This is a genomic window from Plantactinospora sp. CNZ320 (genome assembly GCF_002846275.1).
Map to the genome: position 1 here is coordinate 522087 of NZ_PJMP01000001.1, position 24076 is coordinate 546162.

The window sequence follows — 24076 nt, forward strand, 5'->3', positions numbered from 1 at the left end:
AGGAGCCTGCTCCGCAGCAGGGGGCGACGACAAGCCTGGTTGGGACCTCCGCCAGGCCAGCTGACGGCGCGCGGTCGGGGGCGCCATCCGCACCGGTGGGGTTTGTCCGATGTGCCGGCCGGGCAGTCCTGACGGAGCCGACCGATCACGACGGAGGATGCCATGCGCCGTTCGCTACGGGTGATTCCCGCCGCAGTGGTCGCACTCGCTCTGGTGGTCGCCTGCTCAGCAGATGGCGACGACGTGGAGTCGAGCCCTGGCCGCAGTCCGTCCGCGACGGCGTCGACCGAGCCGGGCACGGGCACGGGCACGGGCACGGGGAGTGTGCCGGCCCGCTCGCCATCGCCGAGCGCTCAGGTGATCGCCTCGTCGGCCCTGCTTCAGCCCGAGGATCTCGGTGGGGCGAGGCTCGAACCGCTACCGGAGGGCGACAACGCACACCTTCGGCCGGCACGCCCCTGCGGCGACCCGTACCCGAGCGATGCGACCCGGGCTGCGGCTGTCGCCATGCGGGCGTACGTCAGCCCGGGCGGAAACGAGACCCCACGGGTGGTGTTGCAGTACGTGGGTTTGCACCCGGGGCACGGGAGAGCGGCCTTCGCCGAGATCGCGGCGGCGTTACCGCGGTGTCCGGGCGGCCTGGGATCGGGGCAGCATCGGTGGGAGATCGCCGGCACCGGAGTTGTCGGCGACGAGTCGTTGCTCGTACGGGTCTCCGCCCGGTTCAGCTACGGTGACGACGACGTCGTGACCACCACGCCGGCCGTGGTGGCGAGGGTCGGCGACCGTGTCACAGTCGTCGCCGATCTGGGCTGGGAGAACGCCAGCGGTGCCGAGCCCTATGTGCGGGGCTTGGCGGAGAAGGCCGTCGAACGCCTCCGTGCGGCGGAGTAACGAAACGTCGTCGTGCACTGCTGCGGCGACCGGCTCACGGTGCTGGCCCTGGGGATCCCTCCGCCGTGCCGATCCCGACACGGTGCCGTCACACCAATGAGCGATCTTCATCGTGATGAGGCATCAAGGGTGTCGCCCTGGGGTTCCTCCCGCAGCGGAACTTCGTTGCTGCGCGTGGACGTCGGGCTCGGATCGACCGGTCGCGGGCGTCAGCCGGTATCGGTTGCAGACGTCCAGCAACAGCGCAGTCCGGATTTCGAGCGCCTCGTCGATGCCGTCCAACTCCACGTCGACCAGAACCGTGTCGTCCGTACGGGTGCGCGCGAAGTGCATCTCGACCCGCGGCTGTCCGTTCAGGACGAACGTGAACCAGTTGTCGTCGTCGGCATCGGAATCCTCGATCCCGGCGGTGAGCGCATGGTCATCGAGTCGGCACCGGACAAGGCCGGCAATCGTCTCGACGAACGGCAGCAGATTCGCACGCCAGATCCAGCCGTGCATCGTGCCGCGTGACTCTGTCCGCATCCGTGCAGGCTAGATTCCTGCCCAATGTGCCGCAAGGACGGCCCGATGCGGGGATTCGACGACCAGGACCAGGATGACAGTGGCTCAATGGCCCGCGTTCTCTCGCTCCAGCGTCCGTGGTGTGTGCGCGGTCCGGGCGGTAAGCTCCGCCATTCGTTCCTGTAGCCGTGCGTGTCGGAACTGGTAACGCGAGCCCACCACTCGGAGGATGCCGCGATTGCGCGCATCCTCGAGGAGCCGCATCCCACCCGTCCTGCTCCGGCTCAGGATCCGTATCTGGACGAAGGCAACTCTCGCTCGCCAGCGCAGCGAGAGAAGCTCGGACAGCACGAGCACCGCAATGCCCCCCAGGAAGAGCTGCGCGAAGAGTAGCTTGACCGACGTGACCCGGACACTGTCCGGGAAGACGAGGCCCGAGACGACGAGCACGGCAAGGATCGCGGCTGCTGCGGCGGCGTTTGTGGTCAGGTCGTCTCGGCGATCAAGCCGCCAGGACTCCTTGGGACTGAGATGCCCGCCGTCGTCGGCGATCGGCGCGGAGAAAGCGTCGAGCAGGCTCCCGAACGTGCCGTTCAGGACAATGATGAATGCCAGGAGGGCGAGCGCGGCGATCGATCCGACGAACGCACCCACCAGCTCGAATATCAGCAGTTCGCCGACAATGCTGCGCGGCGAGCGTGGACCAAGAACAGTGTCCTGGGCATCGCGGGTGCTTTCGTACCAGGCGATTGCCCCCAGTAGCAGGCCGGCGGCGAGTCCCCACAGGGCGGCCTGCCGAACATCTTTGAGACTCGCCTCGCGCCAGCGGTCGCCACTGATGAGGACCCGCCAGCGGAACCTCGTCGGTCGTCGCGGCCCGACGCCGGACCTCGTCCCGACACGGGCCCGACGTCGAGCGCTTCCGGGTGGCTCCAGTGCGAACGAGAAAGCGAGAAGACCGACGGCGAACACCACCGCCGCATCGGTAGGCGAACTGGAGAGAGCGCCCAGCAACGAGGCGGACAACGCCGCGAGCGTGACCCCGGTGCTGCACGCCGCGTTCACGAGACGGTGCGGCCAGGCGAGCAGGCTCACCACCTCCCACCAGCCGAACTCCCGAAGCCCGTTTCGGTCCAGTCGCCGGGCCAGAAAGCCGAGTGTGCGGGTGACCTGCTCGGCGGACGGAACCTCGTCGTCGAGGTTCGAGCGCGAGTACGCGGCCGGAACGAGCAGGTCGAGCAGGAAGTTCTCGGCGGCCGCTCTGTCGGTGAAACTGGCAGTTCGCACGGCAGCGGGAAAGACGTCTGCGTCGCGCGCGACGGTGAGCATCAGTGGGCTCGTCAGCGCCTGCATGAGCGGACCGGGCGGGCTGTCGCTCAGTCGGTCGAGCAGGCTGGCCCACTCCTCCGGCGGGGGATTGACCTGGCACCGCCGGAGGTAGGTTATGACGTCGTCGCCGGACAGGGGTTGTAGTTCGAGCACGGCGGCCCCGCGCAGATGGACGTCTGCGACGGTGTCCCGGTAATCGTCGCTGCGGCTCATTATCACCGTGCGTATGGTGCTCCGGTGATTGATCGCATAAATGGCGACCCTCCGGGACGGAACGGGGAGGTCATCGAAGCCGTCGAGGAACAGTGCGATCTTTCCGTCTTGTAGCATCTGCCGTACGGTAGCTCGCCGCCGAAGTGTCGGCTGCGCACCGAACTCATCCGCGATGCGATCGACGAGCCACTTCTCGAAATCGAGTTTTCGGGGGTTCCAGCCATGCGGGGTCAACAGTACCGGCACCGGTGTGACTGCCCGCTGGGCCTCGGCCAGCCCCGCGCGGTGTTCCAATGCGTCAAGTGCCAGACGGACAGCGGCGGCCGTCTTGCCGCTCCCGGCCTCGCCCAGTACGACCATGCGCCCGGAGTCCAGACCCGCGTAGACCCGGAACAGGTCGGCCAGGTCTCCTTCGACGAGGTCATCTGGTGCTGACGCCGGGACGCCGTCCAGACTCCTGAACCTCGGGTTCACGCCGACCCGGCCCACCGCGACCGAGATGGATCCCGATACGGGAAGAGAGGTCCATCGCCATCTGATCGGCATATCGACCGGGTACCTGAGTTGATTTTCGACAGCGAATCTCTGCCACTGGTTCCGCATCTCGCCGGCCAGGGTGTCCATGGCCTCAGCCAAGGCCGTGGGTGTCAACTGTGACCAGCGGACCAGTCTTGGCCACAAGTTCGCCGCGAAGGCCAGAAGTGCCGCCGAGACCGTGCAGGCGGCTACTACCATGAATGGTTTGCGCTCGGCGACGGCCGGCAGTGCCGCAAGCAGGACAATTGCGGTTACAGCTATTAGGAGGCGGGGCGAAAGGAGGCGCTTGCCGTTGTCGCGCACACCGGCATGGTAGCGATTGTGTCCAACTTCGCTCCGCGCCCGCCGGTGTCGGATTATGGATAGCAGACCGAACCGATTGAATGGTTAGGGTTAGGGCCTTTTCGGCGTAATGGCGGATCCGGCTCGTTTCGGGCGATCAACGGCGATTCTGCTTCGCCTGCCTTCGTTCAGCCCTCGTTCTGGCGGGCCACGATCGGCAGGGTGAACTCCGCGACGGCATCGCCGTGCAGGCTGCCCAGCCAGACGGTGTCGCCGTGCCGGCGTACCCCGGTGACCATCGAGAAGCCCGGAATCGTCGCCTGGAAGTCGTACCGGATCCGGCCCTCGGCGTCCACCGCCTGCACCCAGGCGGTGTTCGCGGGCTTCGGTTGCAGACGGTCCGGCAGCGCCCAGACCGCCCGCCGCACGGCGGGGTGCCACGACGAGAGCCGGTCCAGCAGCGCGTTGCGGGGCGAGCCCATCGCGATCCAGAGCAGCCCCTCGTCGTCCCGGACGAGGTTGTCGGGGAAGCCCGGCAGGTTGTCGGCCAGCCGGTCCACCTCGCCGGTACGCGGCCCGGCCAGCCACACCCGGGTCAGCCGGTACGCTCCGGTCTCCGCCACCACCACGTACGACTCGTCGGCGGCCAGCGCCACCCCGTTGGCGAAGTGGAGCCCGGTCAGCACCTCCTCGGTACGCCCGTCCGGATGCCACCGGAGTAGCCGCCCGGTGCCGGAGTGTTCGAACAGGTCCGCCTTCCAGTGCGGCAGCCCGAAACGCTGCGAGGAGTCACTGAACCAGATCGACCCGTCACGCCCCACCGCCGCGTTGTTGCAGAGCCGCAGCGGCGCCGACCCGACCGGGGTGCCGGCGGCGACCAGGGTGTCGACCCGGCCGGTGCCGCTGTCGACCCGGAGCAGTCCGGCCGAGGCGTCGCAGACCACCAGCCGGTCGTCGCCGTCCACCTCGACGCCGAGCGGCCGGCCCCCGGTCTCGGCGACCACCCGCGCTCCGGTGCCGTCCGCCGCCAGTCGCACGATTCGGCCGTCGGCGAGTCCGGTGTGAAGTCGGCCGGCGGAGTCGACCGCGACGTCCTCCGGCCCCTGGCCGGGTACGGCGTGCAGGCGTACCGGTGGCATCGGGTCGGTACCACCGCGCTGGCGCGCCCGGGCCGGTGCCCGCTCCGGTCGCCACACCACGGGGTCGATCCTGGGTCTGGCCATGGCCCATGGTATCCATCCGGATCGCTGCCAACTGCCGATCCGACCCGTCCACGATGGACAAAGGCTCGGACGGACCGGCTTGACAGCCCGACCGGAGCCACGCTATAAACCATCCGGTTATAGAACTGAGAGGTTACAAAACATGAGTGCGGACCTGCTCGATGCCACCTTCGCGGCCCTGGCCGACCCGACCCGGCGGGCCATCCTCGCCCGCCTGGCCACCGGCGAGGCCAGCGTCACCGAGCTGGCCGCGCCCTTCGCGATGAGCCAACCCGCCATCTCCAAGCACCTCAAGGTGCTGGAGCGGGCCGGGCTCGTCTCCCGGAGCCGGGATGCGCAACGCCGGCCGTGCCGGTTGGAGGCCCGGCCGCTCAAGGCCGCGCTGGACTGGCTGGAGAACTACCGCGACTACTGGGGGGAGAGCTACCAGCGCCTCGACGGCTTGCTCGCCGAGCTCCAGGCCGAGGGCGGCGAGGGGCGGAGCCGGTGAGCGACGCCGGCCGGGAGCTGACCGTCACCACCCCGACGGACCGGGAAATCGAGCTGACCCGGGCCTTCGACGCCCCTGCCGCCCTGGTCTTCGACGCGCTCACCCGCCCCGAACTGCTCCGGCGCTGGTTCGGCGCGCGGGGCTGGCAGCTCGTCGACTGCCGGATCGACCTGCGGGTCGGCGGCGCGTGGCGGTTCGTCTCCCGAGGTCCGGGGGACGAGGAGATGGCGCACGGCGGGACCTATCGGGTGATCGAGCCGGCCCTACGGCTGGTCTACACCGAGCGCTACGACGAGCAGTCCTACCCCGGCGACACCCTGATCGACCACCGGCTCGTCGAACGGGCCGGCGTGACCACCCTGACCAGCACGATCCGGTACGCGACCCCGGAGGGCCGGGACCGGGTGCTCCGCTATCCGATGCGGCGCGGCGTGTCCGAGGGCTACCGCCGGCTCGACGACCTGCTCGCGGAACGGATCGAAGCTGACCAGCAATACCAGGTGCCCCGGCGATCGTCCGGGCGCTGAGGCGGACACCGGATCCGCACAACCAGAAAGGCAACAACCATGAACTGGACCCTGGAAGTGGTGATGGTCCCCGTCTCCGACGTGGACCGCGCCAAGACCTTCTACGCCGACAAGCTCGGCTTCCACGTCGACCACGACACCCGGGTCGGCGATGAGGTACGCATTGTCCAGCTCACCCCGCCGGGCTCGGGCTGCTCGATCGTGATCGGCACCGGGGTCGCACCGGACCTGCCGCCGCCCGGTTCGCTGCGCGGCCTGCAACTCGTCGTTCCCGACCTGGCCAAGGCGCGTGCGCAACTCGTCGAGCGGGGTGTCGAGGTCAGCGAGATCCAGGTGCTCGGCGAGAACCCGAGGCCCGTGCCGGAGCCGCTGGACAACGTCGGATTCGTGTTCTTCAGCGACCCGGACGGCAACGGCTGGGCCGTGCAGCAGATCTCCTCCCGGGGCTAGTGCCGTGACCACGAACGTTCGGGGTGTTGGGGTCAGGCTGCTCGGGTGGCGGGTTGGCCCCAGCGTCGTTGTCGTTCGCTGCGGACGCGGGCGCGTTCGCGGCGTTGGGCGGCCAGGACGTCGGGGTGGCGGGCGTTGGCGTTGCGCCAGCGCAGGTAGGCCTGCAGCTTTCGGGTCAGTGCGGGGTGGTTGGGGTGGTTCGAGCCGGCGATGACGAAGGTGCGTAGCGGCCCGAACTGGGCCTCGATTGGGTTGGCCCAGGAGGCGTAGGTCGGGGTGAAGCACAGCTCGACCTTGTTGCGGGCCGCCCACCTGCGGATCTTCGAGCCCTTGTGAGCCGACAAGTTGTCCAGGATCACGTAGATCGGTGCACCGTCCGGGCGGGCGGCGCGGATCGACTTGAGTGCGGCGAGTGTGTTCGCCGCGCTCTTGCGTCGCCGGACGACGCCCCAGAGCTGGTCGTCACCAACGGAGTAGCAGCCGTGGAACTGCCGGACCCCGTGCAGCTTGTGATAGTTCGCGGGCAGCCGGTGGGGATGCCCTGCCGGAGCCCAACCAGCACCGGCCTGCGGCCGGATCACCAGAGGCCCGAACTCGTCGAACGCGAACACTCGCTGCGGGAAGCGGCTGCTCACGTACTCGATCCGGGCGAGCTTGACGTCCCGGTCAGGGTCGGTGGACTCCTTCCACGTCTTCGTCCGTTGAAAGGTGATCTTGTGCTGGTGCAGAATCTGCCGCAGCCGTTCTCGACCGATACGGATCCGGCGGGCGGTACCCGAGCTCAGGTGCTCGGCGAGCTTGCGTACGCTCCAGCGGGTGAACGGGCGTCCCAGCTTCTCGGGGCGGGTATTGGCCGTCTCGACGATGAACTGTTCCTCGTCAGGACTGATCTGGCGGGGACGGCCACCCGCCCACTGAGGGTCCAGGCAGGCCATCCCCATCTCGTTGAACCGGTGGATGACCTGCCGGATCGTGTCCTCATCGGCCTGGACGAGGCGGGCGATCGCCGGCACTGTGTTCCCACCGGCCGAGGCGAGCACGACCATCGCCCGTCGCAGTCGGATCGGTGAACCGGTACCCCGGCGGGTGATTCTGAGCAGCTGCTGACCTTCCTGATCACTCAGCCGCCGCACGCGTACAGGATCTGCCACCGCTACAGCCTGACCGCCCCGACGCCGCCCAGCCGACAGGCCCCACGGCGTGTCATGCAACACCGTGAACGTTCGTGGTCACGGCACTAGCCTCGGGATCCACCACCAGAGCGTCGCGGGTCCCCACCGCCGGACCGCGCCACCACCACACCGCGCCACCGCCGGACCGCGCCACCGCCGCACCCGGCCGGCCGGCCGAGCATCCGGCCGGCCGGGGACAGGTCCGGCCGGTACCGTCGCTACGCCGACCCGGCCGGTACCGTCGGCAGCCCGGCGGTGGCCGCCCGCAACTGCGACTCGGCGATCTCGTGGTCGGTGAGGTCGCCCGCGAGATAGGCGCCATAGGCGGCCAGGTCCAGGTGCCCGTGCCCGCAGAGCGCGGTCAGGATCACCTTCTCCTCACCGGTCTCCTTGCAGCGCAACGCCTCCTCGATGCACGCGGCCAGCGCGTGGGTGGGCTCGGGGGCCGGCACGATCCCTTCGGTACGCGCGAAGCGCACCCCCGCCTCGAAGCACTCCCGCTGGTTCTTCGCCACCGCCTCGATCAGCCCCAGCTCGTAGATGTGCGAGATCAGCGGTGACATGCCGTGGTAGCGCAGCCCACCGGCGTGGATCGGGTCGGGGATGAAGTCGTGGCCGAGGGTGTGCATCTTCATCAGCGGGGTCATCCCGGCGGTGTCGCCGAAGTCGTACGCGTAGACGCCCCGGGTCAGCGACGGGCAGCTCGCCGGCTCGACGGCCCGGATCGTCACGTCCATCCGGCCGGCCAACTTCTCCCGGAGGAACGGGAAGGCCAGCCCGCCGAAGTTGGAGCCACCGCCGGTGCAGCCGACGATCACGTCCGGGGTCAGCCCGACCTTGCCGAACTGGGCGATCGCCTCCTCACCGATCACCGTCTGGTGCAGCAGTACGTGGTTGAGCACGCTGCCCAGCGCGTAGTTGGTGTCCGGGCTGCCGGCGGCCACCTCGACCGCCTCGGAGATCGCGATGCCCAGCGAGCCGGGCGAGTCGGGCTGGTCGGCCAGTACCGCCCGGCCGGCGGCGGTGAGTTCGGAGGGCGACGGATGGATGGTCCCGCCGAACGTCTCGATCATGATCTTCCGGTACGGCTTCTGGTCGTAGGAGGCGCGCACCTGCCACACCTCGCAGTCCAGGCCGTACTGCGAACAGGCGAAGGCGAGGGCGGTGCCCCACTGACCGGCACCGGTCTCGGTGGTCAGTCGACGGATCCCCGCCGCCGCGTTGTAGTACGCCTGCGGCACCGCCGTGTTCGGCTTGTGCGAGCCGGCCGGCGACACACCCTCGTACTTGTAGAAGATCTTGGCCGGTGTGCCGAGCGCCCGCTCCAGCCGGTGTGCCCGGTAGAGCGGAGACGGCCGCCAGAGCCGGTAGACGTCCAGGACGTCCTCGGGGATCTCCACGTAGCGCTCGGCGGTGACCTCCTGCTCGATCAACGCCATCGGAAAGAGCGGGGCCAGGTCGTCCGGCCCGACCGGCGCCAGCGTGCCCGGGTGCAGCACCGGGGGCGGCGCGGCGGGCAGGTCGGGCACGATGTTGTACCAGCGACGCGGCATCTCCGACTCGTCCAGCAGAATCTTGCTCGGCTCACCCATGCTCAGGGATTGAACCTGGCCGGGGCGGTGATGTCCACGGTCGCGTACCGCTGGCGTGAACCGCGGCGGCGCGGACCCGGCCCCCGCCGAAGCTGCCGGGCGCCGGACGGACCCGCCGGTCGAGTGCCGGAGGAACCCGTCCGTCGGGTGCCGGGCGGACTGCGGCGATCGCTCGTCCGCCCGGCATCAGCCGGCAGCCCGGTCAGTCCTTCGGGCTGCCCTTGGGGGCGGTGTTCCACTCCGGGTTGCCGAGGGTGGTGACCCAGGTTCGCACCTTGGCCACGTCGGCCGGTGCGAAGGCGAGGCTGAGCATCAGCAGCAGTCGGGCCTTCTGCGGCAGCAGGTCGTCCCCGGCGATGATCGGCGAGGTGGTGCTGCCGCCGTAGACGGAGCCGGAGCCGGTCCGGGTGGTGCTGACGAAGACGACTCCCTTCGCCGCCGCCGCGCTCCGGGCGCTGCTCTGCGCCGAGGAGATGCCGCCGGCACCGGTACCGGCGGTGACGATGCCCTTCACCCCGGCGTCCGCGAAGGCGGTGATCGCCTCCCCGCCGGCCTGCTGGTAGCCGTAGACCACCTCGACCCGGGGTACCGAGGTCGGGGCGATCTTCGACAGGTCGAACGGGGTCAGCCAGCGCTTCTTCGCGTCGCACTCCTCGACCCGGGCCGGTGCCCGGCCGACCTTGATGTTCGGCCCGTCGACCCAGCCGAGTACGCCCAGTTCCCGGGACTGAAAGGTGTCCATCCGGTAGGAACTGGTCTTGGTGACGTCCCGGGCGGCGTGGAACTCGTCACCGAGCAGCAGCACGGTGCCGTAGCAGTAGGTGGACTGGCTGGCCGCCAGCACGATCGAGTTGTAGAGGTTGGCCGGCCCGTCGGCGCCGATCACCTGCGGCCCGTCCGGGGTGACCGCCGCCCACGGCCGCATCGCACCGGTAAGCACCACCGGCTTGCGGCTCTGCACGGTCAGGTCCAGCCAGTACGCGAACTCCTCCATGGTGTCGGTGCCACTGGTCACCACCACCGCGTCCGACTTCTTCAGCGCCGACTCGACGGCCAGGGTGAGGGCGTGGAACTCCGCGATGGTGTAGCCGCCGGAGCCCTTGTTGCCGAACTGCACCGTCGAGACGTCGGCGACCTGGCCGATCTCCGGCTGGAGCCGGGCGACCAGGTCGGCGACGGCGATCTGACCGGAGCGGTAGTCGGTGAAGCTGCTCCGTGAGGTGGCGACGCCGGAGATGGTGCCGCCGGTGCCGATCACGGTCACCCTGGGCTTCTTCGCCTTCGCCCCGGCCACCGCCTGGGCGTACGCGACGCTGCGGATCTCGGTCGGTCCGGTGACCCCGGTGACCGCGCCGCTGATCGGGGGTAGCGCCACCGCCGTCGGCGCGGGTGCGCGGTTGACGACCGAGACGACGGTGGCGGTGAGTGCCGCGGTGAGGACCGGAACCAGTACGGCGGTCAGCCGCCGTGGGGTCGGCCGGAGCCGGCCGGGAAGACTGGACAATGCGACCTCCGGTTGCGGGAACGAGGGGGTGTCAGTTGCCGGGACGAGGGGATGACCGCGATCGTGCGAGTTCGGGTTTTCCTCGGCATTACAAGATCATTTCTCGTTGCCACCTTTCGGACCGCACCCGCTCGTACGCCTGCTGTGACGAGCGGCACATTCCGTACCGGGGCGTGAACCGGGGCGGGTCGGCCGGCTACCCAGGACGGGATGGATGACGTCGACCACGGGCTGTTGCAGCGGGTGGCCGCCGGTGACCAGCGGGCCTTCGAGGAGCTGTACAACCGGCACGGCCAGCCGCTGCTGGCGTACGCCGAGGGGCTGCTCGGCGACCGTGGGCGGGCCGAGGAGGCGCTCCAGGACACCTTTCTGGCCATCTGGCGGGGGGCCGGCTCGTTCGAGGGGCGGTCCACGGTGCGTACCTGGCTCTTCGGCATCTGCCGGCGGCAGGCGCTGGGCCGGATGACCGCACGGCGGCCGGCGCCGCTGCCGATGGAGGCCGCCGCCGACGTACCGGCCGGCGAGCCGGGACCGGAGGCGGTGGCGCTGGCCCGGGCCGACGCCCGAGCGGTGGCCGCCGCGCTGGCCGAGCTGGCTCCGGCACACCGGGAGGTGCTGGACCTCGCGTTCGGCGCCGGACTCGCGCACGGCGAGATCGCCGAGGTGCTCGGCATCCCGGTCGGCACCGTGAAGAGTCGGCTGTTCCACGCCCGGGCGGGGCTCGCCCGGGCGCTGCCCGACAACGCCGCGGCGGTCGGGCTTTCCGGACAGGAGGCGGGACGATGACCCACCCGAGTGATCTGCTGGCCGCCTTCGCCGCGGGCACGCTTCCGGACGACCGGGCCGGTGGGGTGGCCCGACACGTCGCGGAGTGCCCCGGCTGTGCCGCAGAACTGGCGGCCTGGCAGCGGGTGGCCGTCGCCGTCGGGGACCGGGTCGCGGCGGTCGCCGCACCGCCGGCCAGGCTGCGCGACACGCTGCTGTCCCGGATCGCGTCGGCCCGGTCGGTGGCCGGCACGTCGGACGTACCCCGGCACGCGCCGGTCGTACCCCGGTATGCGGCACCGCTCGGCGGCGCTGCCGCGCGACGTGCGACGCGGATCCTGGCCGCGCAGCGCCGCCTGGTGGACCGGCGGATCTGGCTGGTCGCCGCCGTGGTGCTGGCGGCCGGCACCGGCCTCGCCGGCTGGGTGCCGTCGGAGATGTCCGAGCAGGTCCTGGCCATCGTGGTACCCCTGGTCGCCGCCCTCGGTGTGGCCGGCGCCTGCGGCAGCGGCGTCGACCCGGCCGGCGAACTGGTCGCGGCGAGCCTCACCGGGGTACGCGCGGTCCTGCTGGCCCGGCTCACCCTGGTGCTCGGCGCGATCTTCGGCGCCGCCTCGCTCGCCTCCCTCGGCCTGGTCTTCTTCGACGCCGGGGCGCCACCGGCCCTCTTCGCAGCCTGGCTCGGGCCGATGGCGCTGCTCTCGGCGGTCAGCTTCGCACTCTCGGTGCTCTGGCGACCGGCGGTCGGGATCGGGGTCGCCATGGGCCTCTGGGTGCTCCGGCTGCTCGCCGGCTCCAGCGCCCTCGACGGCACGGTGGACCGGCTTGTCGAACCGCTCTGGCGGACCAGCGCACCACTGTTGCTGGTGGCAGTGCTGCTGATGGCCGGCACGGTGGCACTGCTGCCGCACCTGCCGGCCGGGGTGGGGCGCCGCGCCTACGGGCGGTGACCGGCGCCCGGAATGTGGCCCGGGTCACCGGCCGCACCGTGAACCCCGGTGTCCTGCCGACCCACCCAGTTGCGTGATGGCCCAACATTCCTGGCACGTTCCACTGCGGCGGGCCGAGTCCCGCCAACTGTGGCGGTACGAGGCGCGGCGCGCCGGCTGGACAGCCGTCGCCACGCCGCCGGTGGCGCTGCTGGTCGCGGTGACGATGGCCCTGCTCGCCGGCAACGGCGGCGCCGGACGAGGACAGATCGGCGACCTGCTGCTCACCGGGCTGGAAGCCGTACTGCCGCTTGCCGTGGCGATGAGCGCGGTGACCCTGGTGGCCCGGGACAACTGCCGTGAACTGCAACTGGCCCTGCCCACCCGGTACGCCCACACGCTCGGCCGCCGGCTCGGCGTACTGGCGCTGGCCACCGCGCTTTCCGCACCTGTCTACTCCGCCGGGGTCGGCCTCACCGGCTGGTGGACCGGCCCGGGGCCGCTCGCCTCGGTACTGGTCTGGGCGCCGCCGGCGATCTGGCTCGCCGCCCTGGCGGTGCTGCTGGCCGTACTCGGTCGCAGTGTCGTACTCGCCACCAGCGCGGTCGGCGGGTTGTGGCTCTGCGAGCAGATCCTCGCCGGGGCGATGGTCGGTCACGACTGGACCCGTCCGCTCTTCCTCTTCACCACCAGTCGGGTGGGGACCGGGGAGGGCTGGCTGACGAACCGGCTGGTGCTGACCCTCACCGGGCTGCTGCTCGCCGGTGCTGTCGCACTGCTGCTGCGCCGGCCCCATCTGCTGTTGTCCGAGGAGGAGGAGTGAACGGGATGTCGGAACTGCTCGCGGTCGGCCGGTACGAGTTCCGGATGCAGGCCCGCAAGCGGTCGCTGTGGCTGGCGACGCTGATCCTGGCGGCGGTGATCGCGCTCTTCCAGGGTCCGCGCGGACCCCGCTACCTGCCGGCGGACGCCACCGCGCCGGAGGTGATGGCCGGCTGGGCGCTGCTCTTCGGCATCGTGGTGCCGCTCGGCCTCGGCATGGTGCTGGCGGACCGGCTGGTCCGGGACCGCCGGCTCGGCACCGCCGCGCTGCTGGAGAGCCTGCCGGTCCGGCCGGGTCTGCTGCTGGCCGGGAAGTATCTCGGCGGGCTCGCCGCGACCGCGCTGCCGGCGCTGCTGGTGATGCTGGTCGCCGGTGGATACGAGACCGTGCACCGGGACGACCCGTTGATGCTCGGCTGGGCGGTACTGGCGTTCGCCTTGATCATGCTGCCCGGACTGGCCTTCGTCGCCGGGTTCGCCCTCACCTGCCCGCTGGCGATCTCCGCGCCACTGTTCCGGGTGCTCTTCGTCGGGTACTGGTTCTGGGGCAACATGCTCGCCCCGGACTTCCTGCCCTCGCTGACCGGCACGCTGATCACACCGATCGGCGACTACCAGGCGAGCTGGCTCTCCGGCGAGCTGGCGTTCTTCGCCGGCGTACCCGGCTGGCTCTCCTTCCTGCGCCCCGAGCCGGACGCCGCGAGCGCGCTGCTCAGCATCGCCCTGCTCGTCCTGCTCGGCCTGGTGCCCCTGCTGGTGACGCACACCGTCCTGTCCCGCCGCCGGCACGCCGCCTGACGCGTCCTCCGCTTCCGAAAGGCTTCTCTCGCATGGACATCCAGACCACCGGTCTGACCCGCCGGTTCGGGCGGGTCACCGCGCTGCACTCGGTCGACCTCGACATCCCCGGCGGCATGTACGGCCTGCTCGGCGCGAACGGCGCCGGCAAGACCACGCTGATGCGGATCCTCGCCGGAGTACTGCCACCGGGCGGTGGACAGGTGCGGGTCGGCGGCCACGACCTGACCACCGGCGCGGGGCGGTTGGCGGTGCAACGCCGGCTCGGCTACCTGCCGCAGGACCTCGGGCTCTATCCCGATCTGTCGCCCCGGGAGTTTCTGGACTACGTCGGGCTGCTCAAGGGACTCGACGACACCCGGGCGCGGCGGCGGCAGGTCGACGAGTTGCTGGAGCTGGTGGCGTTGACCGAGGTCGCTGGCCGGCGGATGAAGGGTTTCTCCGGTGGCATGCGGCGGCGGGTCGGCATCGCGCAGGCGTTGCTCGGTGACCCGGCCCTGATCGTGGTGGACGAGCCGACGGCCGGGCTGGACCCCGAGGAGCGGGTACGCTTCCGGACCCTGCTGGCCGGGCTGGCGGGGCATCGTACGGTGCTGCTGAGTACGCACATCGTCGAGGACGTGGCGCAGACCTGTCAGCACGCGGCGGTGATGGCGGCCGGTCGGGTGGTCTACACCGGGATGGTCACCGACCTGATCCGGCTCGGTGAGGGTGCCACCTGGGAGGTGGTCTCGGCCGCCGGAGCGCCACCGCCGTCGGGGGTGGTGCTCTCGGCGATCAGCCGGACCGACGGTACGCACTACCGGGTGGTCAGCCCGACCCGGCCGAGTCCCGACGCAACGCCGGTCGCACCCTCCCTTGAGGACGGATACGTCGCACTGATGCAGCAGACCGCTGCGTCACCGGCCGCCAGCGCTACCGGATGACCTCCGGTCAGTCGGGGGGTGGCGTGGGTCCGGCCGGGGCGCCGGTCATCGTGGCGATGGCCCGCAGGATCGGTGGCATGGTCGGGTCCACGGCGGCCTCGTCGAGCAGGTCCAGCCGTTCCAGTTCGTCGAGGACGGCCAGCAGATGCTCGGCGGTCGGCGTCCCCGGCCGGGGGCGATTCGGTTCGGCCAACAGGTCGGGCAGGATGTGCCGCAGGAGCCTGGCCAGCTCCCGGTCAGCGTCCTCGTTCCGGCCCAGCCACACCCGGACACAGCGCAGGTACGGCTCGGGCGGCAGCGGGGGCGCCTGGACGAAGCCCTCGCCTGCCTGCCCGGTCAGGCTGGAGAGGATCGCGGCCGCGACCGGCGCCAGCAGCTCGGTGTCGGCCGCGAGCCGTTCCAGCAGCAGTGTCGGCGGCAGCGCCTCCGAGGGGTGGAAGGTGCACAGTTGGAGCCACCGCTGGTAGCCGGAGATACGGTCTGACTGGGAGGCTCCGGAGAGCGGCGTCAGCAGAAGGTCGACCAGTTCGTGCGCCTCGGAACGCAACCGCCCCGCGGATCCGACTTGCGCCAGCCTGAGGGCGTCGGGCTGGCGCGCGACCAGCGGGTCGAGGGCATGTTGGGTCATGTCCTCGCCGATCCCGCAGAGCAGGTTGACCTCCCGGGCACCCCACCGGAAGGTGACAACCCGGGGGATGTGCTCCGGCTGCTGGTCGGGCCAGGCCTGGCCCATCGTCCAGCCGAGGTCGATCGGTGGCGGCGTCTCGTCTGGTCCGGCCAGCCGCAGCTGGATGTCCCGGGCCTCGCCTATGCCGACCCGGTCGAGCGCGATGGTCCGGACGAAACTGGTCCAGTCGGCCGAGAGCAGTTGCGAACGCCACAGCAACACGTGCCGGTGCCAGGATGGCACGACGTTGCTGCCGGCGCCGTACAGGGTGCTGCCGGGGAGCGTGCCGGCGGCGCAGACGGCGAGCAGCAACAGGTTGACCGAGTACGCCGCATGCCGGGCCGGCACCGGCAGCGGCCGGGGCTGGTACCTGTCGAACCGGTGCTCTGCCCGCGCCCAGTTGGCCGCCCGGAACAGCCCGATCAGCAGCTCGACCAGACACTCCCGGCGCTGCCGATCCAAAGTGGACATCATTCCGGTCAGGAACTCCACCACCGGCGCCCGGCCACAGAGCGCGGCCCACGAGGTGAGCGCGTGCAGCCGGCCGTCGTCCACCGGCTGTGGGTCACCGAACGGCATCCCGAAGGGGGCGACGGCCGCCGCCTGCCGAGCGGCCACCATGCCAGCCAGGACGTGCCAGACGAGGCGGGCCACCAGATACTCGCCGAAGGTCGCGTGCAGGAACTCGTACGTCTCCAGCTCCTCGTCACCGGCTGCCGCGTTGTCGGCCACCCGGGAGCGGTGCACGAAGAAGAACCGACCGAGCACGATCTCGGCCGGGCGCAGCGCGGCGCGCCGGTGCTCGTCGGGCGGGCTGGACGGGGCCGGGCCGAGCAGTGCGCCGAGGTCGTCGTCCAACTCCTTCTTGGTGACCCACTGTGCACCCCGGTTGAAGAGCGCGAACGCCACCACCGACAACCGGTACAGCTCGGCGGAGACCGCCGCGTCCAGCTCCGAACGGTCCAGTGCCGGCCGGTGCTTGGTCACCTCGCGGCGGGCGAACCGGTCCAGCAGCCGCTCGTACAGCTCGTCACGGCGCAACTGGCCGGCGTCGCGCAGCGCGTTGCCGTCCGCGTCGTAGAGCGCGAGCATGAGCAGCAGCAGGGGCTGCTCGGCCAGCGTCCCGTGCGCGAGCACGGTGTCGGGTGCCAGCGGTGTCACGTCGCGCCGGGCGAAGTTCTCGGCGTTCACTGCGTTCCACACGTCCAGCCAGGCCGACACCCGCTCGGCGTCGAACGGCTCCAGCCGGACGGCGACCGTACCGTCCGGCGGCACCGCCCGGTCCGCGACGCTGGTCCGGCTGGTCACCACGACGACGGCGGGCCGGCCCTGGACAGCCTCCCGGCGCTGGAACCGGGCCACCCGGTCGAGATAGTCGGTCTGGCTGATCCCGGTGGCCTGCAACAGCTCGTCGAAGCCGTCGAGCAGCACCACCGGCAGGGCGCCGCCGGCTGCTCCGGCCAGCGCCGGCCAGTCCATCCGTTGACCTGTGACGTCCCGGACCGCGCGCTCGATCTGGTCCTGGAGGTCGGTGAGGGCCGACACGTTCCGCAGCTCGACCCGTACCACCAGGAAGTCGGCGGCCGGTAGTCGGGCCGCGAGCGTGCGGGTTAGCACGGACTTGCCGGAGCCGGGCTGGCCCAGCACCAGCAACGGGGCCCGGGTGGCTCGCGGCGAGGTGAGGTAACCCAGCAGGAACTCCGGCAGGTCGTCCCGGACCGGCTGCTGCGACCACCACCACTCGTCGCTGGGCTTCGCCTCGTCGCCGACCAGTTCGGCGACCCGACACAGCGGCGGCACGTACGCCTGGCCGAGCGTGGGCACCGAGAGCCAGTCCGGCACCTCACCGGACTCGACGACGGACTCGTCGAGGGTGTCGGTGTAGGCGCGACGCAGCGCCGCCGGCAGGTCAGCGGCGGTCCGGCCGTCCGCGATCCGGGCGAGCGCCCGCTCCAGCCCGGCGAGCGAAATGCCCAACTCCCGTACGTCGGCCCGCGCGTCGCGCAGCACCGACAGGACCTCGCGCACCTCGGCCCGGGTGCCCTCGTGCTCGCGGATCTGTGCCCAGAAGGACACCTCGGGGAAGTCGGCGGCGAGCCGCCCGAACAGTTCGTCGTACCGGCGCATCGCCGGCTCGGGCAGGCGCTCCACGCCTCTCTGGAAGGCTGCCCGCTCCGAGTGGCGAAGCCGCTCCCAGGCAGCGAGACCGGGCAGGAAACCCCCCAGCCGTACCGCGACAGTGTCGTACATCAGGGCGAGCCGGGCGCGGAACACCTCGTACGGTTCGTGCGGCGCCGGCCGAGGCACCGGAGAGGCGAACAACGCGGTGAGCGGCGAGCGTACGGAGCCCTCGATCCTGTGTCCGGTGAGGAGCAACTGCTCGTCGCGGGTCAACTCCAGTTCGGCGAAGGGGACCGGCAGGTCGAGTTCGGCCAGCGCCTCGAAGAAGGCGGTCACCACGAGTACCGAGTGCGCGGCGGCCAACCGCTCGGTGCGGTCGTACCTGCCCAACCGGTGCCACTGCTCGCCGACCTTGCCGACGAGTTCCCGGCTCAGCCGGGCGAACTCCGCCTTGGCGTCGAAGAGCGCGAGCAGTCCAGGCGCCAGCACCGACCCGCCGAGCAGCAGCCCGCCGGCCAGGTTGTCCAGGGCGGCGACGACCCGGCTCTGCCCGCCGCCGAGCAGACGTACGGCGTCGGTGTACGAGAACGTGTCAGCCACCGGGCCATCATTGTCGAACGGACCGCCGGACGGGAATCGCCGATGGTGTCACGGATACGTCAGCCGACGCGGTCACCGGTGAGCCAGGCTGTGACCGCCCATCCTCCACAGCACATGGTCATCCGGGCGACCGGTCGCTTACCCAAGTACGCAGATAGCCCGCCGTACCTTCGTTGACGGCAGCCAGAGCCCGGTCGAGCCGCTTCCAGACGTACGGCCGGAGTAACGTCGCTGCCCGCGCCAGAGGGACGAACTCGAATGCCCTGATCTCCGGATCCGCCACGTGAAGCGAAGTGACCTGTCGGTCATCGAGGATTCCGCCATCGAAGACGAACATGAGGCTGTCGTCCCAGGGGCCGTGCGGCGCGACCCAATCGACCACCAGGATCGTGTTGAGCGAAAGCTCGAGACCCAACTCTTCTCGCAGTTCACGCTCAGCGGCCTGGTGCGGTGGCTCGTTCTGCTCGGCCATGCCGCCCGGGAGATCCCAATCTGGTTTGTAGCTCGGGTCCACCAACAGGACCTCACCCCGGCCGTTCCGAATGAGGGCGTCTGCGCCGACCCGTTTCCGGGCCTGCCTGGCGTTACCCTCGGCGAGGTGCTCACGCCAGGCTGCCCGGTCGCGTTCGTACAGTGGCCGTTCCTCGTTGGTCATTGCGGCCGACGTACGGCTGGCAGCTCGTGCAAGGCCCCGGTACTGCCGATCCACGAGCGGTCGAGCACTGCTTGTCGAAGGCGCTCGATCAGCTCCGGAACGTCGCTGCACTCGGTGTGGGACCTGAGTAACAACGCCACATGCTTTAGCCGGTCGAGGAGTACCGCCGAACCGAGGCTCGTCGTGTATGCGAGCACCTCGCGGACAAGAGCGCATGCCTCGTCCGGCCGCCCTTGGCCAAGGAGGGCGGTGGCCAGCGTGATTTGGGCGAGAGCACGGCTACGGAGGCGACCGTGCTCGCGGCCCGCGAGGGCCTGGTGTAGTTGTCGAGCCCCCTCAGCGAAGTCACCTACCTGAAGGAAACACCTGGCTGCCTCTGCGGCGAGGGATGCTTCGTCGAACGGGCTCAACCATTGTGAGGAGGGGACAGATGTGCCCTGGAATGCTCTCTCGGCGGCGCTGATCGCCGCTACAGCCTCGACGGGGCGGCCACCTGCCGCCAACCCGGATGCGCGGACTGCCTGTAGTCGGGCCTCAAGCGGGCCGTGTGGTGGTCCATTCCGAAGATGTACCAGCCCGGCGTCGGCGTGTGCCACCGCATCCTGCGCGTTGCCATCCTGGCGAGCGAAGTGACTGAGACTCGCAAAGGACTGGGCAGCCAGTTGGCTGTCGCCGCTGGTGACGGCGTTGGCGACGGCGTAGGACAGATGCCGGTGGGCCACCGTCCTGGCGCCGCTCTCCAGCGCCATCCAGGCCGCCATCTCTGCAAGGGACGCCACAGATGCCGATCCGGGGCGCGCTCGTGAACTCGCGCCAGTCGATGGAAGCGCGGACGGATACTGAGCGAGGTGGGCGGCGACTGTCGCGTAAAGGTGCGCCCCGCCGACCTCTCGATCGACGGTACGGAGCGCGTCCACGAAGGGAAGCGCGATGCCGTCCGGTCCAGGCTGGGATTGCGCTGGCGCACTGCTGGGCAGCGCGAACCACAGCATCTCCGCGGGCATGGCGAGCAGCAGCGCCCAATCGACCAACCGATCGAGGTCGCGTAGCCCTGGCCCGTTCTCCAGACGGCTGAGCTGAGCCTGAGACAGGTTCATCCAGCCAGCTACGAGGTCCTGGGGAAGCGGTCGTGGTCCGTGGTGAGGATGATGCCGGTACGCCCTGATGACGTGGCCGACGTGGCGCTCGGCAAAAGCATCGCGTAGCTCCCTGGTCCGCCAGAACCCGGACGGCAATGGTGGCGGCGCGAACAGGTAACTGCTGGCCTCGCGGCCGCATCGCCGACAGACTCTCGTGCGATTGTCTTTCGCCAGCCGCGCGCCACACCGGCGGCAGGCTGGCGGGGCTTTGCTGGACATGTCAGGACCCCCACGAGGGTTGCCGGTTGGCGTCGGACAGATACCGACGAGGCTATCGAACCAATGAGCTTTGCGTATATATCGCACCAACGGCGCGTCATTCTCGCAGACCCATCTGCGGCACAGGATCCAGCTGTGGCCCGGGGCGGGTGCTGTGGCCAACGGTTTCCGCCATGTCGGCGTGGCGGAATGCCGACCCCGCCTGCCTCGGTGCCGATCCAGTCGACAGGCTCGGACGACGTTCGGGAGGGCACAGGTGTCTTGGTCTGCGGGAGCCGCCCGGAGGGCGGGGTGGGGTGGTGTTGCGGTTGGGGCGCTGGTGTGCGTACCCGATCAGGCTGGTGGTGGTCGGCGGTGAGCGCGGTGTATCCGAGGCTGACCTCGACGGACATCCGGTCGGTCCGGTTCGGGCGGAGCAGGTGGCGACGGGGGTTGGAGCCGGAGGAGGTGTACCGGTTCCTGGCTCGGTTGGCTGACGAGGTGGAGTTGCTGCGGCGGGATGTGCGGGTGGCTCGTGCCGACGCGGATCGGGTGAAGGCGGCGCTGCGGAGCTGGCAGACCCGTAACGCCCGGCCGGCCGACGGCCGGTGGCGGGGTGGTCGGCGATGACGGATCGACCGGTTGACCGGCCGTCCGCGGCCGTCGAGGTCTCCGACGAGATGGCGGCGCACTTCCGGGACACGATGCGCATCCACGCCAACGATCCCGACCTGGGAGTCTGCGTGCGCTGTGGGCGGAGCCGGTGCGACGAGTGGCGGTGGGCCTACGAGCGGCTGGTCCTGGCCGGCCGGCTCGCCGACCTGCCCCGACCAGCTCGGCCGGATGATGGTGAGGCGTCCTCGGCTGATGCGGGAGCCGCCGGATGATGGTGGCGGTCTGGTCGCCCGGGCAAACCGCTACCTCGACCACGCCTCCCGGTGGAGCACGATGACCCAGCGCTGCTGTTCCGTACGAATCAGGCTTGCCCGTTCTCGTTATGCTGCCACCAAGGAGCATGATCACCTTGGCCTCGGCTCGGGGCCAGTAGAGGAGTCGCGGTAATGCCAGCGCTGTTTGTCTGCGCTCTTGTTGTTCTCGCCGGCGCGGTCCTCGCCGCCATTTACAGCTTGTTCGCACCGGCCGGTATGAAAGGCCGCGTCCTGGGGGGCGCCGCAGGGGCGACGCTACTCGGGATCGCGCTCACCATCGGTGCGGCGGCGAACTCCGTACCGGTCCGCAACGTGGGCATCGTCACCTCATTCAACAAGCCGACCGGCGAGGTAACCGGCAGTGGCCTGAACTGGGTCGCGCCGTGGGAAAAGGTCGGTGAGTGGGACGCGAGCCGGCAGAAGTACGACCACGTCGGTGCTGACTACGCCGTCCCCGTACGGACCGGGACGCTGGCCAACGCCGGGGTCGAACTGCTGGTCGAGTGGCAGGTACGGCCGGAGAACGCCGCCCGGCAGTTCATGGACTACAAGGGGGACTTCGAGGCGTTCCGGGGTCAGCGCGTCGGTGTCCAGCTCGACGGTGCGGTGAACGACGCCTTCGCCACCTACAACCCGTTGGCCAATATCGACGCGAAGACCGGCAACCTCAACGTCGATCTGAGGCCCTTCGCGGAGAAGGTGCAGACGTCGGCGCAGAGCCGTCTGGGCGAGGACATCGACATCCTGTCCGTCACGATTATCCGGGTCAACCACGACGAGAAGACCGAAGCCAACATCAAGGTCTTCCAGGACAAGCTGGCCCAGGGGCGGAACCTGGACCAAGACCTGATCAACGCGGAGAAGCAGAAGGCCATCACCGAAAAGAACGCCGAGGTGGACAAGATCACCCGGTGCCTGGAGATCGCGGAGAAGAACGGCAGTAACCCGGGCCTCTGCATCAATCCGGGAATCGTGACCGGCGCGAAGTGAGCTGAATCGGTTCCCTACCTTTCGACGTGCGCGACCCCGGTCTGTCCACTTCGTACTGTCAGTTCGGCGCGGCCGGCTCCTGCCGTCCGGCGCGTCGCCTGACGGTCGCCACGAGGATCAACAGACCGGGGACGGCACCGAGTAGCCAGATCGCGGCCGACGGCCAGTGGATCAAGGCGCCCACCGCGCCACGGATCTGCGGAACTTCCCCGACCGTGTATGACGCCTGCTCGTCGGAGGAATGGCAGGTCAGTGAGTAGCTGCCGGGTGCGGGGACCTCAAGCGAGGCGACCCAGGCGTACGAGGCGGCGTCCCCGCCGTAGCTGCCGGGTGGAATCGGGACCAGTTCCGCCGAACGACCGGTCAGCCCGGAGCCGGTGACCCGACAGTCGGGATCCTGCGGCGCGAACCCCACCGCGAAGATGGCGTACCGGCCCGCCTGCGGCAACGGCACGGTCCCCGAGTCACCGGTCGGGCCGAGGTATGGCCCCACCCCGCCGTAGGTCGTCGGGTCGACCGACGTGGTGCTGTTCTCGGCACCGAACTGGACAGTCACCGGCGCGAGCAGTATGCCGAGCACGGTGACGACTGCGCCGACGAGGTAGCCGTGTCGGTCGGGCCGCTCGCTGTGCGGCTCGCCACGCAGCCCGATCAGATAGCCGACCGCCGCGCCGCCGGCCGCGAGCGCGATTCCGCCGAGCGTCACATTCCACCAGTCAGCCGCGCCGGTCAGTGGGATGACCCACCGGTAGAAGGCCATCGACGCTGCCAGGAACAAGGTGCCGAGCAGCGTGGCCACCGCGACCGCTGTCAGAAGGGCAGGACCGCTGTGGCGTCGACCGGTCTGCCTGGTCCAGCGTGCCGCCATCGTGGCTGCGAGCACCGGCAGGGCTGCCACGGTCCACCACAGTGCCGTCGACACCGGCTGGTCCTCTTCCCACCGGTGGGAGGCGTCGAAGAACAACAACGGGGCCGGCACGGTCACCGCGATCCACACCGCGAGCCCGATCGGGCCGGGCAATGCCCGCCCCAGCACCCGCCAGTTCTCCGCGTCCATGGACCGATCATGGAGGTTGCCCCGTCCGCCCGCCACCTCCGATCGCCGCCGATCGCTGTGATCGCTGGACTCCCTCGCCTGTGCATTCGGCGGCGTCGCGCGACGAGATGACTCGGTAGCGCGATCACTCGGTAGCGCGCGGATCGGGGGCAGGTAACACCGATGCGACGTTGTCGGTGACGGACCCGCCTGGGACGATACCGAGGCGTCGACGGTGTCGTCGTTTCCATGGTGCCGAACCGACGGGGGTGGCTGTGCCGAGCGGCAGATCATTGTTGGTCTCGACGTTGATGCTCATGGTCGTTGCGGGTTGCTCCGCTGACGGAGCGAAGGAATGCCTGTTGATCCACACCCCGGAGGGGGTCGGCGTCACCGTCGACGCGGCGATCGCGACGCGGGTGGAGGCCGGGGAGTTGACGGTGTGCTGGAGCGGCTCCTGCCAGACACGGCCGCTCGCCCTGCGGCCGGGTTCCCGGGTCGTCGACGAGAGCTGTAGCGGGTCCGGGCCAGACGACGTCTGTGCCGCACGTGCGGAGCCTACGGATGAGGGAACGGGCTTCGTCGACATCGCCGGCATGCCTGCCAGTCCGGTCGAGGTGACCGTGCGCCTGACCGACCGGGCAGGCAGTTCGATCGTCGACGAGACGGTGACGGTCGATCCGAAGCTGCCCGATTCTGCCGGGAATTGCGGCGGAGTCGGGCCGCAGGGCCGGATCGGGGTCGGTGCCGACGGGAGGGCGTACCCGGTCGACCGGTAGCCGTC

23 protein-coding genes are annotated in these 24076 nt (G+C 70.2%); 13 read left to right on the plus strand and 10 right to left on the minus strand.

The annotated features are described in order from the left end of the window. The first annotated feature begins 162 nt into the window (after window positions 1-162). Entirely contained in the window at window positions 163-894 is a 732-nt protein-coding gene (locus CLT71_RS02100; protein WP_143743334.1) for a hypothetical protein, read from the plus strand. Window positions 895-1017: 123 nt separating this feature from the next. Here CLT71_RS02100 and CLT71_RS02105 read toward each other — a convergent pair whose 3' ends face one another. The 3 genes from CLT71_RS02105 to CLT71_RS02115 form a co-directional block, all read right to left on the minus strand. After that, on the minus strand, window positions 1018-1419 hold the full coding sequence (locus tag CLT71_RS02105) for a hypothetical protein (protein ID WP_143743335.1): 402 nt from the start codon (window positions 1417-1419) through the stop codon (window positions 1018-1020). A gap of 84 nt (window positions 1420-1503) precedes the next feature. Then, window positions 1504-3780: an NACHT domain-containing protein gene (locus CLT71_RS02110; RefSeq protein ID WP_143743336.1), complete on the minus strand. Its 2277-nt coding sequence runs from the start codon at window positions 3778-3780 to the stop codon at window positions 1504-1506. Window positions 3781-3947: 167 nt separating this feature from the next. Then, complete coding sequence (locus tag CLT71_RS02115; RefSeq protein WP_199187477.1) at window positions 3948-4982, minus strand: SMP-30/gluconolactonase/LRE family protein; 1035 nt, start codon at window positions 4980-4982, stop codon at window positions 3948-3950. Window positions 4983-5124: 142 nt separating this feature from the next. Here CLT71_RS02115 and CLT71_RS02120 point away from each other — a divergent pair, with 142 nt between their 5' ends. The 3 genes from CLT71_RS02120 to CLT71_RS02130 are packed head-to-tail and all read left to right on the plus strand — an operon-like array spanning window position 5125 to window position 6449. After that, on the plus strand, window positions 5125-5472 hold the full coding sequence (locus tag CLT71_RS02120) for a metalloregulator ArsR/SmtB family transcription factor (protein WP_101365596.1): 348 nt from the start codon (window positions 5125-5127) through the stop codon (window positions 5470-5472). After that, window positions 5469-5999: an SRPBCC family protein gene (locus CLT71_RS02125; RefSeq protein ID WP_101365597.1), complete on the plus strand. Its 531-nt coding sequence runs from the start codon at window positions 5469-5471 to the stop codon at window positions 5997-5999. The genes CLT71_RS02120 and CLT71_RS02125 overlap by 4 nt, the downstream gene beginning before the upstream one ends. Window positions 6000-6038: 39 nt before the next feature. Beyond that, the gene (locus CLT71_RS02130; protein ID WP_101365598.1) at window positions 6039-6449 is read left to right on the plus strand and encodes a VOC family protein; all 411 of its coding nucleotides are present in this window, start codon (window positions 6039-6041) and stop codon (window positions 6447-6449) included. Between the two features lie 32 nt (window positions 6450-6481). On the opposite strand, the gene CLT71_RS02135 is transcribed toward CLT71_RS02130, so the two are convergent. The 3 genes from CLT71_RS02135 to CLT71_RS02145 all read right to left on the minus strand — a co-directional run bounded on the left by CLT71_RS02135 (window position 6482) and on the right by CLT71_RS02145 (window position 10717). After that, window positions 6482-7600, minus strand: coding sequence for an IS630 family transposase (locus CLT71_RS02135; RefSeq protein ID WP_486482994.1), 1119 nt, complete (start codon window positions 7598-7600; stop codon window positions 6482-6484). Between the two features lie 239 nt (window positions 7601-7839). Next, window positions 7840-9213, minus strand: coding sequence for a TrpB-like pyridoxal phosphate-dependent enzyme (locus tag CLT71_RS02140; RefSeq protein WP_101365600.1), 1374 nt, complete (start codon window positions 9211-9213; stop codon window positions 7840-7842). A 202-nt stretch (window positions 9214-9415) separates the two neighbouring features. Continuing rightward, window positions 9416-10717 carry an asparaginase gene (locus CLT71_RS02145; RefSeq protein WP_199187478.1) on the minus strand — a complete coding sequence of 434 codons (1302 nt, stop codon included), beginning with the start codon at window positions 10715-10717 and terminating at the stop codon, window positions 9416-9418. 210 nt (window positions 10718-10927) lie between these two features. Here CLT71_RS02145 and CLT71_RS02150 point away from each other — a divergent pair, with 210 nt between their 5' ends. The 5 genes from CLT71_RS02150 to CLT71_RS02170 all read left to right on the plus strand — a co-directional run bounded on the left by CLT71_RS02150 (window position 10928) and on the right by CLT71_RS02170 (window position 14957). Continuing rightward, complete coding sequence (locus CLT71_RS02150; RefSeq protein ID WP_101365601.1) at window positions 10928-11503, plus strand: sigma-70 family RNA polymerase sigma factor; 576 nt, start codon at window positions 10928-10930, stop codon at window positions 11501-11503. Then, complete coding sequence (locus CLT71_RS02155) at window positions 11500-12432, plus strand: zf-HC2 domain-containing protein (protein WP_101365602.1); 933 nt, start codon at window positions 11500-11502, stop codon at window positions 12430-12432. The genes CLT71_RS02150 and CLT71_RS02155 overlap by 4 nt, the downstream gene beginning before the upstream one ends. A gap of 76 nt (window positions 12433-12508) precedes the next feature. Next, window positions 12509-13234: a hypothetical protein gene (locus CLT71_RS02160; protein WP_101365603.1), complete on the plus strand. Its 726-nt coding sequence runs from the start codon at window positions 12509-12511 to the stop codon at window positions 13232-13234. Beyond that, the gene (locus CLT71_RS02165) at window positions 13231-14031 is read left to right on the plus strand and encodes a hypothetical protein (RefSeq protein ID WP_143743337.1); all 801 of its coding nucleotides are present in this window, start codon (window positions 13231-13233) and stop codon (window positions 14029-14031) included. The genes CLT71_RS02160 and CLT71_RS02165 overlap by 4 nt, the downstream gene beginning before the upstream one ends. A 32-nt stretch (window positions 14032-14063) precedes the next feature. Beyond that, a complete protein-coding gene (locus tag CLT71_RS02170) occupies window positions 14064-14957 on the plus strand; it encodes an ABC transporter ATP-binding protein (protein WP_101365605.1) in 894 nt (297 codons plus the stop codon). 7 nt (window positions 14958-14964) lie between these two features. On the opposite strand, the gene CLT71_RS02175 is transcribed toward CLT71_RS02170, so the two are convergent. From CLT71_RS02175 to CLT71_RS02185, 3 genes are all read right to left on the minus strand, one after another. Continuing rightward, window positions 14965-18345, minus strand: a complete 3381-nt coding sequence (locus CLT71_RS02175) for an ATP-binding protein (RefSeq protein ID WP_101365606.1) — start codon at window positions 18343-18345, stop codon at window positions 14965-14967. 118 nt (window positions 18346-18463) lie between these two features. Further along, window positions 18464-19000: an NUDIX hydrolase gene (locus tag CLT71_RS02180; RefSeq protein ID WP_101365607.1), complete on the minus strand. Its 537-nt coding sequence runs from the start codon at window positions 18998-19000 to the stop codon at window positions 18464-18466. Beyond that, entirely contained in the window at window positions 18997-20097 is a 1101-nt protein-coding gene (locus tag CLT71_RS02185) for an NsdA family TPR-like regulatory protein (protein ID WP_101365608.1), read from the minus strand. The genes CLT71_RS02180 and CLT71_RS02185 overlap by 4 nt, the downstream gene beginning before the upstream one ends. Before the next feature lie 615 nt (window positions 20098-20712). Between CLT71_RS02185 and CLT71_RS37735 the strand changes: the two genes are divergently transcribed. From CLT71_RS37735 to CLT71_RS02200, 3 genes are all read left to right on the plus strand, one after another. Then, window positions 20713-20967 carry a DivIVA domain-containing protein gene (locus CLT71_RS37735; RefSeq protein ID WP_486482995.1) on the plus strand — a complete coding sequence of 85 codons (255 nt, stop codon included), beginning with the start codon at window positions 20713-20715 and terminating at the stop codon, window positions 20965-20967. Further along, window positions 20964-21224 (plus strand): hypothetical protein, encoded by a 261-nt coding sequence (locus tag CLT71_RS02195; RefSeq protein ID WP_101365610.1) that lies wholly within the window; start codon window positions 20964-20966, stop codon window positions 21222-21224. The genes CLT71_RS37735 and CLT71_RS02195 overlap by 4 nt, the downstream gene beginning before the upstream one ends. 174 nt (window positions 21225-21398) lie before the next feature. Then, the gene (locus CLT71_RS02200; RefSeq protein ID WP_101365611.1) at window positions 21399-22256 is read left to right on the plus strand and encodes an SPFH domain-containing protein; all 858 of its coding nucleotides are present in this window, start codon (window positions 21399-21401) and stop codon (window positions 22254-22256) included. A 58-nt stretch (window positions 22257-22314) separates the two neighbouring features. Here CLT71_RS02200 and CLT71_RS02205 read toward each other — a convergent pair whose 3' ends face one another. Next, window positions 22315-23313 carry a hypothetical protein gene (locus CLT71_RS02205; protein ID WP_486482996.1) on the minus strand — a complete coding sequence of 333 codons (999 nt, stop codon included), beginning with the start codon at window positions 23311-23313 and terminating at the stop codon, window positions 22315-22317. Between the two features lie 341 nt (window positions 23314-23654). On the opposite strand from CLT71_RS02205, the gene CLT71_RS02210 reads away from it, so the two are divergent. Beyond that, window positions 23655-24071, plus strand: coding sequence for a hypothetical protein (locus CLT71_RS02210; RefSeq protein ID WP_101365612.1), 417 nt, complete (start codon window positions 23655-23657; stop codon window positions 24069-24071). Window positions 24072-24076 lie beyond the last annotated feature (5 nt).

What these genes read in the sequence shown, in the direction of transcription:
- CLT71_RS02100 (WP_143743334.1), top strand. Translation starts at nt 163, where the DNA reads ATGCGCCGTTCGCTACGGGTGATTCCCGCCGCAGTGGTCGCACTCGCT.
- CLT71_RS02105 (WP_143743335.1), bottom strand. Translation starts at nt 1,419, where the DNA reads ATGCGGACAGAGTCACGCGGCACGATGCACGGCTGGATCTGGCGTGCG.
- CLT71_RS02115 (WP_199187477.1), bottom strand. Translation starts at nt 4,982, where the DNA reads ATGGCCAGACCCAGGATCGACCCCGTGGTGTGGCGACCGGAGCGGGCA.
- CLT71_RS02120 (WP_101365596.1), top strand. Translation starts at nt 5,125, where the DNA reads ATGAGTGCGGACCTGCTCGATGCCACCTTCGCGGCCCTGGCCGACCCG.
- CLT71_RS02130 (WP_101365598.1), top strand. Translation starts at nt 6,039, where the DNA reads ATGAACTGGACCCTGGAAGTGGTGATGGTCCCCGTCTCCGACGTGGAC.
- CLT71_RS02140 (WP_101365600.1), bottom strand. Translation starts at nt 9,213, where the DNA reads ATGGGTGAGCCGAGCAAGATTCTGCTGGACGAGTCGGAGATGCCGCGT.
- CLT71_RS02150 (WP_101365601.1), top strand. Translation starts at nt 10,928, where the DNA reads ATGGATGACGTCGACCACGGGCTGTTGCAGCGGGTGGCCGCCGGTGAC.
- CLT71_RS02155 (WP_101365602.1), top strand. Translation starts at nt 11,500, where the DNA reads ATGACCCACCCGAGTGATCTGCTGGCCGCCTTCGCCGCGGGCACGCTT.
- CLT71_RS02160 (WP_101365603.1), top strand. Translation starts at nt 12,509, where the DNA reads ATGGCCCAACATTCCTGGCACGTTCCACTGCGGCGGGCCGAGTCCCGC.
- CLT71_RS02170 (WP_101365605.1), top strand. Translation starts at nt 14,064, where the DNA reads ATGGACATCCAGACCACCGGTCTGACCCGCCGGTTCGGGCGGGTCACC.
- CLT71_RS02180 (WP_101365607.1), bottom strand. Translation starts at nt 19,000, where the DNA reads ATGACCAACGAGGAACGGCCACTGTACGAACGCGACCGGGCAGCCTGG.
- CLT71_RS02185 (WP_101365608.1), bottom strand. Translation starts at nt 20,097, where the DNA reads ATGAACCTGTCTCAGGCTCAGCTCAGCCGTCTGGAGAACGGGCCAGGG.
- CLT71_RS02195 (WP_101365610.1), top strand. Translation starts at nt 20,964, where the DNA reads ATGACGGATCGACCGGTTGACCGGCCGTCCGCGGCCGTCGAGGTCTCC.
- CLT71_RS02200 (WP_101365611.1), top strand. Translation starts at nt 21,399, where the DNA reads ATGCCAGCGCTGTTTGTCTGCGCTCTTGTTGTTCTCGCCGGCGCGGTC.
- CLT71_RS02205 (WP_486482996.1), bottom strand. Translation starts at nt 23,313, where the DNA reads ATGGACGCGGAGAACTGGCGGGTGCTGGGGCGGGCATTGCCCGGCCCG.